The sequence below is a fragment of the Hungatella sp. SB206 genome, assembly GCF_051132295.1.
Classification (GTDB): domain Bacteria; phylum Bacillota; class Clostridia; order Lachnospirales; family Lachnospiraceae; genus Hungatella; species Hungatella effluvii.
Genome location: NZ_CP096603.1, coordinates 3,056,042 through 3,069,617, shown reverse-complemented (window position 1 = coordinate 3,069,617; position 13,576 = coordinate 3,056,042). Strand labels below are relative to the sequence as shown.

Annotated in this window: 12 protein-coding genes and 1 pseudogene; all 13 read right to left on the bottom strand. The window is 49.1% G+C overall.

The features are described 5' to 3' along the window. Positions 1 to 136 precede the first annotated feature (136 nt). Complete coding sequence (locus M1L66_RS13310) at positions 137 to 2,008, bottom strand: AAA family ATPase (protein WP_257367349.1); 1,872 nt, start codon at positions 2,006 to 2,008, stop codon at positions 137 to 139. After that, positions 2,005 to 3,501, bottom strand: a complete 1,497-nt coding sequence (mobQ, locus tag M1L66_RS13305) for a MobQ family relaxase (RefSeq protein WP_173812610.1) — start codon at positions 3,499 to 3,501, stop codon at positions 2,005 to 2,007. Before mobQ ends, M1L66_RS13310 begins: the two co-directional genes overlap by 4 nt. Then, positions 3,467 to 3,826 (bottom strand): DUF3847 domain-containing protein, encoded by a 360-nt coding sequence (locus M1L66_RS13300; RefSeq protein ID WP_046415456.1) that lies wholly within the window; start codon positions 3,824 to 3,826, stop codon positions 3,467 to 3,469. Before M1L66_RS13300 ends, mobQ begins: the two co-directional genes overlap by 35 nt. Positions 3,827 to 3,954: 128 nt before the next feature. After that, the gene (locus M1L66_RS13295; RefSeq protein WP_033121559.1) at positions 3,955 to 4,356 is read right to left on the bottom strand and encodes a hypothetical protein; all 402 of its coding nucleotides are present in this window, start codon (positions 4,354 to 4,356) and stop codon (positions 3,955 to 3,957) included. 317 nt (positions 4,357 to 4,673) lie between these two features. Further along, positions 4,674 to 5,264: a hypothetical protein gene (locus M1L66_RS13290; RefSeq protein ID WP_020989788.1), complete on the bottom strand. Its 591-nt coding sequence runs from the start codon at positions 5,262 to 5,264 to the stop codon at positions 4,674 to 4,676. A gap of 137 nt (positions 5,265 to 5,401) precedes the next feature. Next, positions 5,402 to 5,746 (bottom strand): TnpV protein, encoded by a 345-nt coding sequence (locus M1L66_RS13285; RefSeq protein ID WP_055652456.1) that lies wholly within the window; start codon positions 5,744 to 5,746, stop codon positions 5,402 to 5,404. Then, the gene (locus M1L66_RS13280) at positions 5,743 to 7,629 is read right to left on the bottom strand and encodes a recombinase family protein (RefSeq protein WP_055652455.1); all 1,887 of its coding nucleotides are present in this window, start codon (positions 7,627 to 7,629) and stop codon (positions 5,743 to 5,745) included. The genes M1L66_RS13285 and M1L66_RS13280 overlap by 4 nt, the downstream gene beginning before the upstream one ends. 444 nt (positions 7,630 to 8,073) lie before the next feature. Further along, positions 8,074 to 9,984, bottom strand: coding sequence for a group II intron reverse transcriptase/maturase (gene ltrA / locus M1L66_RS13275; RefSeq protein WP_129795774.1), 1,911 nt, complete (start codon positions 9,982 to 9,984; stop codon positions 8,074 to 8,076). Positions 9,985 to 10,681: 697 nt separating this feature from the next. Further along, positions 10,682 to 11,479 (bottom strand): annotated as a pseudogene (locus M1L66_RS13270) (type IV secretory system conjugative DNA transfer family protein); the annotation flags it as partial. Next, positions 11,476 to 11,976, bottom strand: coding sequence for a PcfB family protein (locus M1L66_RS13265; RefSeq protein ID WP_007886614.1), 501 nt, complete (start codon positions 11,974 to 11,976; stop codon positions 11,476 to 11,478). The gene M1L66_RS13265 and the pseudogene M1L66_RS13270, both read right to left, overlap by 4 nt. Before the next feature lie 84 nt (positions 11,977 to 12,060). Next, a complete protein-coding gene (locus M1L66_RS13260; RefSeq protein WP_002576240.1) occupies positions 12,061 to 12,480 on the bottom strand; it encodes a DUF4313 domain-containing protein in 420 nt (139 codons plus the stop codon). 12 nt (positions 12,481 to 12,492) lie between these two features. After that, positions 12,493 to 12,804 (bottom strand): DUF5720 family protein, encoded by a 312-nt coding sequence (locus M1L66_RS13255; protein ID WP_025487374.1) that lies wholly within the window; start codon positions 12,802 to 12,804, stop codon positions 12,493 to 12,495. A gap of 22 nt (positions 12,805 to 12,826) precedes the next feature. Beyond that, entirely contained in the window at positions 12,827 to 13,573 is a 747-nt protein-coding gene (locus tag M1L66_RS13250) for a BRO family protein (protein WP_009004944.1), read from the bottom strand. Positions 13,574 to 13,576 lie beyond the last annotated feature (3 nt).

Sequence of the window (13,576 nt, the reverse complement as noted above, 5' to 3'; positions counted from 1 at the left end):
TCCTCCTGCAAATGAAAAATGCCCGGTGACTGTTCATCATCGGGCGGTGTCGGTATGAGGGAACAAGGCAAGGCGGCAACACTAAGGTATCTATAAAAACCTTGCCGTCTTTGCCACGCTTGCCGTGTTCCTGCTGTCAGTCTCGGAGATAGCAGACCCATGCTGTGCCGTCTTTCTCGGTCACAAGCCTGTCTCCGATACGGCTTTTTGCCGTTCTCATGGTGCGTGAGGAAATCCCACGCTCATTGACTGCCTTTTCCAGCTCTGCGCTCGGCATACGCTTTCCGTCTGCCAGCAGTTCCAGTATCAGTGCTTCTGCCTGTGCGGTCTTGCTTTCGGTCTTGGCGGTGTCTGTCCCGGCAAGAAGCTCGTCAGCGGTAATGTCATAAGCTCCTATCCATTCAAAGCCTTTCTCGTCTCCCAGAGAAAAGGCAAGGGACTGTCCGGGCGGCGCAAGGGAGCTTTTCTCATGGATAAGCACCCTCGTTGTGGGGCTGTCCTTCAGCTTGCCGATAAAAAGCAGACTGCGGACTGCCGCCGTAATGTCGATAGACCCTAATCCCCGATAGGTGCTTTGCGTTCCTGCGGCTTTGTTCAGGTGTCCAATCAGCACGATAGCGCACCCGGTAGCCTGTGCAATGTCTCCCAGACTGCGGAATATCGGGCGCACCTCGTTTGCCCTGTTCATGTCCACATCTGCGCCCAGAAACGCCTGTACCGGGTCAATGATAACCAGCCTTGCGTTGTTTTCCCGGATTGCCCTTGCTATGCGTTCATCGGCAAGGGTCAGCGGCGTATCCCTGTCATCAATGACAAGCACTTTTTCGAGGTCTGCGTCTGCTTCCATCAGTCGGGGCTTAACAGTATCGCCCAGACCGTCCTCGGCGGTCTGATAGATGATATTGAAAGGCTCAAGGGTTTCCATACCGGGCAAGGGCTTTCGGTTGGTGCAAGCCGCCGCAAGACGCATGGCAAAGTAGGTCTTGCCCTCGCCGGGGTTGCCCTGTATAATCGTCAGCTTTCCAAAGGGGATATACGGAAACCATAGCCAATCCACGCTCGTCAGCTCCACATCTGCCATACGGAGCATGGGGACAGGCTGGGCGGTGGGCAGCTCTCGCAGCGTGATTGTTTCCGCTATAAATTTGCGGCTCGGAATGTCCCCTTGCTGACGGAGAACATCGTTCCAGTCTTTCCTTGCCGGGACAAGGCGAATGACGGCGATCTCGCTGGGAATGGACTGTGCCAGTCGGGTACAGGCTTCGCTTCCTGCGGTGTCGCTGTCAAGGCAGAGGAACACTTTTTGGGTGTCCTTGCGTTCAGAAAGAAAACGGTCAAGGGCTTTTCCCGAAACGCCGCCCAGGGCAAGATAGCTCCTTGTCTGCCAGTCCTGCGGATAAAGGCAGATGAACGATAACAGGTCAATCGGCGCTTCAAAGACAAAAAGCTGGTTGCCGTTTCCCTCATAGCGGAACGGATAGGACTTGTCAGACCCGGTAATATCCTGTCTGAATGGGTCTGCCGTTCCTCGCACATGGGCGTATCTCGGCGTACCGCTTCGGTCTCTGCCGACAAACACAACATTGTGCCGCTTTGCGTCCTCGTAAATATCCCCGGAAAGAAGAAAAGCCTCAACCAGTTTCGGGTTGAGACCTCGGCTTTCGCAAAGATATTGAATTGCTCTGTCGGCTGTTCGGTTGTGCAAGGGCAAGTGGAACGCTGTGGGCGGTGCTGTGGTGGCTTCGGTCTGTCCTTCGCCGCTTTCGCCGGTCAGGAGCTGGACAGCTTCGGGAAAGGACTTGCCGTAAAACTCCATGACAAAATCAATGGGATAGCCGCCCTTGCTCTGGCTGTGTCGAAACCACTTGTTTCCCCGGACGGTCAGGCTGTCATGTTCTTTCCAGCGGTATTCTCGTCCGCTTTTGATAAGTGTCTCTCCCTGTGTGCGGAGAAAATCTTCCAGACTGACGGCGTTTGCCCGGTCAATCTGTGCTTGGGTGTAATTCATCGGGATAGTTCCTCCTTTTTCTGTCGTGTTTGAGGTCGATTTTGGAGCTTTTGTTCCTCTGTACGCTCGTTAAAACGGGCGGCAGTATCTACGCATGACTTGACCTTCCAAAGACGGTGTAAATCGTCTCTGACGGTCTTAAACTCGCCATAGGTGGTGTTGTGCGCCTGTTCCAGCTCGTCATACTCGTCGGACAGCTTTTTCATATCCACCTTGCCGTCTGGGAACTCCCCGGTCAGCTTTCGTCTGGCGGCGTAGAACTGTTTCAGTTCCGTTTCATGCTCTGCCTTGTACTTGGCTCTGGGCTTCTCAAACTTGATTTTCTGCAAGCCGTCATAGACAGGCTTCAAGCTCTGGAAAGCAGCGGAGCTGTCATAGAGCTGCTTAATTGCTTTCATTCGGGCGGTCTGTTCGTCCAGCGTTTTCTTCAAGCTCTCTGTGGCAGCACTGTGTTCGCTGACACGGTGTTCCAAATCTTCAAGGGAATAAATGCCGTTTGCCCGGAGATAATTGAAAGTTTCGTTCATCTCCTTTAGGTTGCTGACCTTGCCTTTCTGCGAATAAGCCCCGGCTCTGCGGCTGGTGTAATAGGCGTTCAGCAGAGAAACAAGGTTTGGTGCCTGCGGCTTGGCAAGCTCCGCTTTTGCTTCGGCAATCCAATCAAACAGGAGAGCGATTTTCTTCTTGATGTCCCGGATAACGGCATTGGTTGCCTTGATCCAGCGGTTGAACTCGCCTTTCTCGGTGCGTATGCCTTTCTTCTCCATTGCCCGGACGGTTGCGCCCTCGTGGACGGTGGGAAGAAGCTCCACGCCCTGACGCTCATAGCTTCGGTGGTCGATACGAACGTCAAGCCCCTTTTCCGCAAACTTGGCATTGCACATCTCCGCCCATGCTTCACGCCAATGTTCCAGCGTTTCGGGACTGCCCCAGTCGGTAGTGGGAACGGCGTTGAAAACAAACTCTCCGTTCTGGTCTCGGATACGGTTGCCGTCCTCGTCCAGTTCGTACACCCGGCGTTGCTTTAGTCCCCATTTGCCGTTCTGCTCGATGGGGCGGATGGGGCAAAGCACATGAAAATGCGGGTTTGGTATGCCGCCGTCCTCCCGGTCTGGCTGGTGTACGGCGAAGTCAACCACCATGCCCCGGCTTACAAAGTTCTCCAATAAAAATTGCCTTGCAAGAGCGATGTTTTCCTCAAGGGAAAATTCATTCTGCAAGGCAATGTCAAAGCTGTATGCAAGCTGGGCGTTCTTTCCACGCTCGGCTTTTTCCACGGCGTTCCATAGGGTCTGGCGGTCTGCGTATTCGGGCGGTGCATGGGACGGCAGGAGAATGTTGGAGCAAATCACGCCGCCCTTTCTGGTGTAGTCGCTGTATTCGCCGTAATACTCGCTATACAATCGCTCCCCGGCACGGTAGGCGGCAGAAGCAATAGCGGACTGTCCTGCGCTTCGCTTAGTCTGCGTGACGCTCAGATGAAATAGTGCCATCGGCTTTCAACTCCTTTTCTCTGTTTGCTTGGCTGATGTGGGTAATCGCCATGTGACGGACGGCTCGCTGGACTTCGGACAGAGAAAAGATGTGTTCCATCAGCTCTGTCATTTCGGTGCGTGTGAGATCTTTGACCTCCGGGGCAAGGCTCTCAATCGTTCCGCCCAGATTGCAAAGGCGGTGGGTGCGTTTCTTTCGCTCGCCCTGTTCCAGAAACTTCTTTCGGTTCTCCAGACGCTCCAGCTTGTGCTGTTCCTGTGCAAGCTGCGTCTCGGCTCGTTCCTTTTCGGCTCGAAGCTGTTCAAGGGTTTTCGGTTTTGTCATTGTAATTGACCTCCTTTTTTGATTTTGCGGATAAAAAAAGACCGTCAACTTTTCGCATAGTGCGACCAGTCAACGGTCTGATTTTCGGTATTCGGTTTTTGTGTTCAGTTAGACAAACTGGAATTGGGTTAGTTAATCGGTGGAGCAGAAGGATTGCTTACCTTGTAGTAGCTCCCACCAATGATAATATATGCTTCGCTACCTCTATCTTCGTAGGTAAAGGCACTTTCACCTTTCACATAGAATTCATAACTTTCCGAGCCTTCTACTGCTTCTGGCTCATCGCAAGCAGTCAGCTTCAAATCATAGAACCAGTTAATAACAGGGGTTGTAGATAAATCATTGGAGTCATATTCCTCTGAACCAATTTCAAATGCAGTTTCTTCTCCTTGTGAGTAGAAAGACACTGTAATCATTGTTGTAGGTTCGGGGAAAGAGTACACTTCTGAAGCACTAACAGCCTTTTGATTGCAACCGACCAAACCTAACACACAAACTAATGCTAAGACAAGTGTTATCAACTTCTTCATACAATCACACTCCTTTGTCAAATTCCGATTTGCTTGTTCCATAAAATTCATTTTATTCGCCTTCAAACTTGCTGGCGGCGAACAGCATTTTATGCTGTTTGCGGACGGCAAGTCCACAAGGGATAGCCGCTTTAGCGGCGCAAGGGGGTGTAGCCACCTTGACGGAACGAAGTGACGCAACATTCTCGGTCAAGCAGTTTTCTTCTGCTGACGGAGAATGAAGCTCCGCAGGACGCACGATACTCCCGATAGGAGAGTATAGAAGTGCGCCCTTTAGTTCCTAAAGGGATTTTATCAGTTCGCCAAACTTGAAGTTGTTAGTCGCTATCTTGTTTGCGGTTAAATTCAAAAACGACAGGTTCAAATTCAACTAAATGCTTATCTTGGGTGTTAGTTCCTTTAGGGTTCTCTATGCCGGTAACTTCATAGTATTCATCACTGTATTGTATTTTACTACCATCAAAATCTTTTTGAATGGATTTGACATATTCAAACGGATTTTCTATTGGTAACAAACTTAATGCCCGCTGTAGCTGTTGTGCCGCTGTCCTCTGCTCATCGGTCAGTATTTTTTCTTCGTTTGCCATGTGTTCTTCAAATTTATTTTTATCCATCCAAACGATTTGCTCCAATGGGTTAGCAGTACCACAAGCCAAGATTAAACGGATAAAATCTTCAAAATTTGCCGCTAATGGATATACATTTTGGTCTACACAACTTTCTGGATTGCAGGCAAATACCATTTCTCCATATTCCGGCAAAAAGCAATACAGAATACATCCTTCAAATCCGATTGGCTTTGCGTTGACGGGATAGCAAAAATACGGCTCTGCAATATCTCCATATTCTAAACATAAAAGTCCCTTATCTATGGGAAGTGCCATATACTTTTCGTAAATCGTTTCCATTGATGTGCCTCCACAAATTCCAGATTTGTTGCTCACTTTTCGTATTCAAATTATACCATAAAACTTGTGAACAGTTCTACCGCAACTTTGGACTATATGAGAAAAGTCCGAACAGTTTTCTGCCCGGACTTCCTCGCTCAATCATAAATCAATTCCGCTTTCACAATCTCCTCTGCCTGTGCCTTGCAAGCGTTCATCTGCCGCACCCATTCCATTTGATTATCGGCTTTCAGTTGCTCGGTCACGCCGTACTGCTTTGCCAGCTTCGGCACGATCAACTCCATGCGATTTCGTGCCGCTTCGTCAATCTCGGCGCAATGCTCAAAGAGCCTATCGGATAGCACCAGCTCATTGAACAGTATCGGGCGGTGCATTTCCAGATACGCCTTGCGGAGTCTGCCGTAGTGTCCGAGGGGCTTTGTCTTGCGGATAATGATGTTCGGGATAAGATAATCACCGTTCTGTGTGTAAGTGATATTCATGCTGTTTGTACTCCTTTCATCGGCTCTCTCTGCGGTAAACTGCTGACGGGAACGAACACTCCCTTTGCAATGTCCTCTGCACGAATGGCGGCTTTCTTGGCTTCGATTTCTGCCTTTTTTCTCCCCTTGATTTTGTCCTCGTATCGCTTCTGCGCTCCGCTGGCTTTCCGCTTCAAGTAGTTCTGATGAAGCCTGTCCTTGCGTTCCTCACGCTTGCGGATTTCCTCTAATTCCTCCGGGGTAAGCTCCGCTTCTCCAAACGCCGGGGGAACGAATCGCCCAACAAAATTGAAGTAAATCTCGACCTCCTGTGTGGTCTGTATACTGCCTTTGCGGTCACGCTCATGCACAAGGATTTTCTCGATAAACTCGTTGAGCATGGCAATGGTCAGCTTGTCGAAGTTCTCGTACTTGTCAATCAGAGCGATAAAACGATCAGCGTCCTTTTCGTGCTTCTCATAGCTCTTGACAGCCTTTTCCAGAGCAGAGATTTCGGCGGTAAGCTCGGACTGTTCCTTTTCGTATTGAGCGTCCAGAGTGGCGTATCTGCTGTCGGACAGCTTTCCTAAAATGTTGTCCTCATAGATTTTACAGAGCAGGACTTCCAGCTCGGACACTCTCTGCTTTGCGGTGGCAAGGCGTATCCGCTGTTTCTTAACCTCTGCTGTCTGCTGGCTGGACTGCGCTTCCTGCACCACACGGACAAACTCGGCTCGGTCATGCTTCGCATACTCGGCAATGGCTTTGAGCATTTCAGAGACAAGGGACAGTACCACATCTTCATTGATACGGTGCTGTGTCGTGCAGAGCTTTCCAACTGGGACTTTGCTGTATTGGGAACAGGTATATTGAGAAATACGCTTGCCGTTGTTGGTACGGTGGACATACATCTTGCCGCCGCAATCGGCACAATAAAGCAAGCCTGTGAGGGGAGCTGCTTCGCCCCAGCCGTCCGGGTAGCGTCTGACATTCCCACGGATTTTCTGCACAAGGTCAAAGGTCTGCTGGTCAATGATAGGCTCATGGGTATTCTCGAAAATTGTCCATTCGTCCTCCGGGACATAATGGCTTTTCTTGTCCTTGAAGTGCTTTCGGGTCTTGAAATTGATGGTGTGTCCCAGATACTCACGCTTTTCAAGAATGTTGCAGATGGTGGAAGAACCCCAGCCGTACACATCTTTGAAAGTCTTATTCTTGTTCACGCCCTCGCCGTGCTGGGCAAGGTAAGCGGACGGAATGAGGACTTTTTCTTCTTTCAGCTTGCTGGCGATCTGATACGGACCGTAGCCCTCAATCGTCATGGCAAAGATGCGCTTGACCACATCAGCGGCTTCGGGGTCAACCAACCATTGGTCTCTGGCTTCGTTCCAGAGATAGCCGTAAATGACCGTGCCTGTGAGGTGCTTGCCGGACTTGCCTTTTGACTGGAAAGTGGAACGGATTTTACGGCTGGTATCTCTGGCGTAATACTCGTTCATAATGTTGCGGAACGGGGTAAAATCATCGTCCCCTCTGGCACTGTCCACGCCGTCATTGATGGCGATAAGGCGAACGCCACGCTGACGCAGAATTTCCATAATCTGACCGACTTTCAGATAGTCACGACCCATGCGGCTCATGTCCTTGATACACAGATACTCCACATTCCCGGCTTCAACCTCTTTCATCATTGCCAAAAATCCGGGACGGTCAAAGCAGGTGCCGCTAATGCCATCGTCCGTGAAATGGACAAGGTTTGTAAAGCCCTGCCGTGCGGCGAACTCCTCCAACATTGCCTTTTGATTGGATATGGAGTTGCTCTCACGCTGTTGGTCATCATCTTTGCCAAAGTCATCACGGCTCAGTCGTTCGTACAGAGCTGTGATTTTCTCATTTTTTCTCATAACTTGCGCTCCTTTCTTCGTTTTTAGGTTGTGTGTTCTAAGAGACTTCCCAACCGCTTGATTAAGAAGTCTTTTAGAGCATACAACACCGGCGGCCAGCTTATATTTCTTATACTGGCGCACCGCAAAGTGATTTGGCTTCTCGGCTTCCAGTGCATCAAACATCAGGTCTACGGGGTTTTTGAACTCCTCGTCATCCTCACGGACTTCCATGGCGTTGATGAACTCAATGAGGGTAGAGAAGTTCTGCTCCTCCACCGGAGCCTCATAATGGATATAGCCAATAAGCGCGCAGTACAACAAGGTTTCTGCTTATAGTGATAGGTAATCCTTTGAAGTTATCGCCGGATTTTCCCCCACTCCACACCGGACGTGCGACTTTCACCGCATCCGGCGTTCCATCGGTTGTTTTCACAAGCATTTAATCAATCACCAAATGAAATGTTAGTTTTCTATTGCGGACAAACCAGCCTGCTGGCGCAGACTGTTCACTTTTAACATCAGTTCCTTTGTTGCCTTGATCGTGTCGGCTATCTCTTTTAGCTCATTCTTAGGACACTCTTGCAGGAGTGGAAGAAATCTATTATGGAACAAAATCATATTTCGATAGCGTTCCTTGCCGCCCAATTCTGCCGGTGTTTTCAGCCAGCATACTATGTCAGCCGCATTTTCAAAGAGTTCCCCACTTAGCGCACATTTTCCACGTTGAGCCGAGAATAGTGAAATCCTGCTGTCAGTAAGTTCTGTGCTTCGCCCCATAGACGGTTGATTCCTCAAACCTGATAGAACAGATGAGTTCATACTTAGGTTCGTGTGTATCAATGCCCGTCCCTCTACCGTGTAACTGCAAACCGCCGCTTTCTTTGCCATCGGTATCTTGTTCTTGATGTATGCGATAGGGTAGATAGGTTGGTCGATTCCAGATACATACCGTATCATTGCCGACTTTCCAAACCGTTCTTTTTCGCTCTCGGTCATTGCGCCGCCCTCTCGAACAAGTCTGCACCCGGTTTCTGTATTGAGCCGATTTGTTAAAACTGTCATGACCTGTCTGTGGATTTTCCTGCAATCAATGCTGATGCAGGTGGCAAGTTGAAAATAATTCTGTATTCCCAGAACCATTGAATTGTACAGCCGTATTTCGTCCAAAGGTCTTTTTCCCTCTGAAGGTCGGGCAATTCGTTTCGCCTGTTCCACCAGTTTTTGCCTTTCCAGTTCCAACTTTTTGTCACAGATATGAGATTGCACGATGTACTTCCTGCTTTTCGGTCTGACTCGTATCTTAAACCCAAGAAACTCTGAATAGCGTTTTCTAACATTGACTATCCTTGTTTTCTCTGGCGATACCTCCAACCTCAGCCTCTCGGTTATCCATGCCGTTACAGCCTCTTTCGTTCTCAAAGCGTCCTCTTTATTCCGGCAGAAAATTCTGAAATCATCTGCATATCTCACGATATACATTTCTTTCAACCCTGTTTTCCTCATTTTGAGGAATGCCTTGCTCCGGTCAAAAGTAATCGAGTTTCTGATTTTCCTCTCATACCCGTATTCCTTTACAAGAGGGTGGTTCTGCCATTGGCTCTCAACCCATTTGTCCAGTTCATTCAGCACGATATTGGCAAGCAACGGTGAAATGATACCGCCTTGCGGAGTGCCTTTGTCTGGAATGAGTGTAGTGCCGTCTGGCATTCTAATCGGTGCTTTCAGAATCCGCTTGATAATAAAAATCAACTGCTTGTCGTGTATTCCCATTGCCCATATTTGCCGCATTAGCTTGCTGTGATTTACGTTGTCGAAAAATCCTTTTATATCAAACTCAATCACATAATGCAGGTTCATGCGTTGAAGCATGGTGTAAGTTTTCTGCACGGCGTGTTCCACGGAACGGTTCGGGCGAAAGCCGTAACTGTTGTCGCTGAATTTCGCTTCGCAGATTGGCTCTATGACCTGTTTGATACATTGCTGTACCAGCCTGTCCCAGATACAGGGAATACCTAACGGTCTGGTTTTTCCGTTTGGTTTCGGAATGTCTTTGCGTCTTACCGGCTTTGGGCGGTATCCGTGCTGACTTCCTGTGACAATAAACCTCACTTTCTCTGCAACTGTTTCGGGCGGTAAACACCCGATGTCACTGATGTTTTTGTTGTCTGTTCCTGCTGTGTAGCTTCCTCCGTTTGCTTTGATGTTCCGATATGCCAGAAGAATGTTGTCCCGGCTCAGAATTAAATCCATAAGGTCGGTAAAATTTTCTCCCTCCAAACTTCGATGATAGAGTTCATCAAAAACTGGCTGCATACCGTAATACTCGGCATGACGTAAGTCATCTACACATAGAGTTTTGTTTTTCTTTGGCATAAGGCATCACCTCCTTTTTGCGAAAGTGACCCTTTTGGTCTTACTCGAATCCTTATGTTGGATTGAATAATGCCTGCTTATCTCAACCGACTTGTGGCCATTCCTCCGTAGCTCACATAACGCAAGCACATCATAGGTTCGACCACTACTTTTCAGCAGCAGTTCGTCTGCTTATTGTTTTTCGTCAGACTATTCCTTGCGGAATCTGCTGCCTTTCCTCGTTCCGATAGTTCTATCTGTTCATACATACCCATAGGTTCCTGCTATAGACCTGTCGGCTTGCCTGTGCCTGTAACACAGCATGGTCGTTCGTAGGATCAATTTCTACTAAACCACACCGACTGCGCATTAACGCACCCACACATTTCTGCGTGGTCTTCTTTTAGACCTGTACATTCGCAGGTTCGTCAGTCCGCCCGCCAAAGCGAACATTCTAACCATAGGTATCTTATAGACTCTCGGCTTATAGGTAACACAGTCTGCCTCCAGACCGCTTTCGACCACTTTAGGCAGTGGTTACGGTTACTCTCAGCCTTTGTCATGGGGCTTCGTACACCAGCCATTACAGCTAATGCACGCCCATCAAGGGTAGGCGTTTCAGGGCGTTACCCCGTCATTCCACCTATCAAACTACCAGTTCTCCGAACAACGGAAAACCGTTGCTCGTGCGCAGACTTTTTACCGTCTGCGAACGAGTCGCACTTACCCAGAAATCGTCTCCGGTCTTGCCTTCGCCTTTGGTATTGGCGATCAGCGTTGTTACCAGCTTCAAGATGTCCTTTTCGCTATGGATATAGGCGAAAGGGTTATAGTGCATGGACTTCTTGAAGTTGATTGTATTTAGGACCTTGATTCGGTACGGCTCATAAATGACCTTGCCGTGCTTATCCTTCATGGGCTTTCCGTCTTTCCCTGGCTTGGGTGCGCCCCTTTGGAGCATTTTTCCGCACTCCACCAAAATGGTTCCCTTCGGGTCAGTCACGACGTAGCTGCTGTGCATCTGCATCAGATTCGGTTTGAGCCAGAAACGGGTCTTACCGGAACCGGAGCCGCCGATCACCAGCACATTTTTGTTTCTGGCGGTCTTTGGGTCCTTGGGGCGGCTGTTCATGGTCAGGCTCTCCGTTTTCGTCAGAATCACATTGTTCTGAAATACAGGATCAACGTAAGGTGCAATATCCTCACGGGTTCCCCAGCGGGCCGAACCATATTCCAAACCATGTCGATATTTCTTGGCGTTTTTGCTTTTAAGATACACCGCCAGCCTCAGACCAACACCGCAGCACAGCCCTACCAACAAGTCCAATGGATGCAGGCTTGGCCAGAAACTTTGCAACGCCCCAGGCAGAACCGCAACCAGCGAAAGAAACTTTTCTGAAGCATCCGCCCCTTGTGCCATTCGCCATGCCTCTCCAAAATTGGTAGCAAACAGCCCCAGCAGGATATACGGCATATTCAGCAAAATGAGCTTTTTGATGTCCAATGTCTTTTTCATCGTTCCAGCTCCTTTCGCTTGGTGCGATCCACCACAGCATTTTTAACCATCTCTTTGAACTGGTTAAGTTTTGCCAGTACGGACGGGCGCTCTGTTTTCGTTGCCTTTTTGACCTTTTTGTTGGTGTACTCTGTAAAAGCTGCTGTCAGAGCATCTGCATCACGGCCTTTGAAAAAAATCAGGTACTTTGGCGGAGAACTGCTGCGGTCCTTTTTCACCGCATAATCCACACCATATTTCCGGGCGATTTTCTCAAACTCCTTGATAGAGGGGTCTGTGATCTCAATGTTGGATATTCCCTGATTCTGCCCGACAAGCTGCTTCACAGTCTGTTTTCCATGCGGAACAACCGGCGCATCACGGCTTCTCTGTTTTTCCAGCTTCTTTTCCTTCCGATGTGCCATATACTTGCTTATGGCAGCCTTAAACATTCTGCCGGTAAACTTTGTTCCACTGACAACCAGCGTCAAAGTTCTGTTTTCCACTTCTTCCTGCATTTTCTCGCCTCCTTTCCACGAAGTTTGCAGGGAATCTCTTTTTTTGCTAAGGCGGAACCACCAGCCGCCGGAGAAAATATTTCTTCATCGCTCCATCCCGCGGTTCTTTTTCTTTACCGGCTTCTTATCCGGCAGATTCCACTCTTCCCGAAACTCTGCCACACCTTTGGGGTCAAATGCCTTCAACTTCTCCAGATCAAAGGCAACGGCAGAATATTTTCCATAACCGGACTGCACCTGATAGGGAAGCACCTTCCCCAACTTGTTCTCTTTGATGAATCGCAGCAGGTCCTTGCTGATGTCACCGGAAATAAACGCCTCTCCGGGGTCCAGGGAATATCCTGGTAGGTTCACCGTCATATCTGCAAACGCCTCTGCTCCATCTTCTGTATGGGTAATCATGCCGATATAAAGCCGCTGATTATTCGCATACATTCCAAGTTGCAGCGATATGGTTTCTTCCCCATATTCCCACTTAAAGGGTACTTTCTTTTCCTCATTCATATCGGATTCCTCCTATCGTATCTGTTCTTTGTGGTCATAAAACAAATCTCCATTTCTGACCTTTGCATGGCTGAGAATCTTGATCTGCCCATTTGCCTGACTGTCCAGAGCTTTTTCATAGCCTATATCTGACAAAAACAGGCGGGTGCGTTCTCCTTTCCAGCCAACCGGGGAGTCATGCGTCAGTACATCAAAAATAATCATGTGCCGGGTGTTCTCCGCAAATCGCTGGAGATCCATGTAGTCATGACCGTGATAGTTCTGCGCCCCGGCTTTCTGGCGCATTTCCTCCATCAGCTGCCCGATTGTTTTGCCTTCCTGCATAAAACCCACTTCCTTTCCGTTCTTATGAGACCAGCAAGATCATCTCCCGCAGCTGAGCAAAGTAGAGCTTTCCCTTTGGCGTAACCAGCGTGTAGGAGCCGGTATGCCCGTGATTGCAGTAGTCTTTCACACAGAACAGCCCCGTATTTTTCACATTGGCATAGGGCAGCACATTGCCGGATGCTGTGCGGTACACAAACCGTCGTTCTATCAGAAACCGAACAAACCGGCGCTCCGGGACATCCAACTCTTTGGCGGTTGTCCTGAGATTGGTGCTGTGCTTTAAGTCGATGAACAGGTCATAGAAAGCGGCTTTGCCCTCCAGCTGTGCATTTTCCTTACGCAGAGAAATATTTGCTTCACGCTCAGCCAACAAGTCTGAGCAGAGCTTCATCAGAGCCTCCGGGGAAGTAGCTACCTCCCAAAGCTTCTCTCTTGTGAGATAGGCCCCGTGCTTGCGAATGGTAGGCAGAACCTCATCGAATACCCACTGTTCAAACTGTTCTGCCGATGGCAATTTGCTGTGAACAATCAGGCGGTACAAATCTCCTTCGGGGATAAAAGTCATACTGATTTTGCGGTCGGGGCTTTGTGGGTGAGGTGCGTCGCGTTTCACGACATACCTACAATGGCGGATAATTGCATCGCGGGAATTGCTGTACCCCAGCGCAGCGGCCACATCCGTTCCGCAGAACAGGTATTTGCCGTTTTCTTCGATGACCCGGATACTGCCAAACTCCGGGTTTTTGAAAATTTCCATCTGGTTCATGTC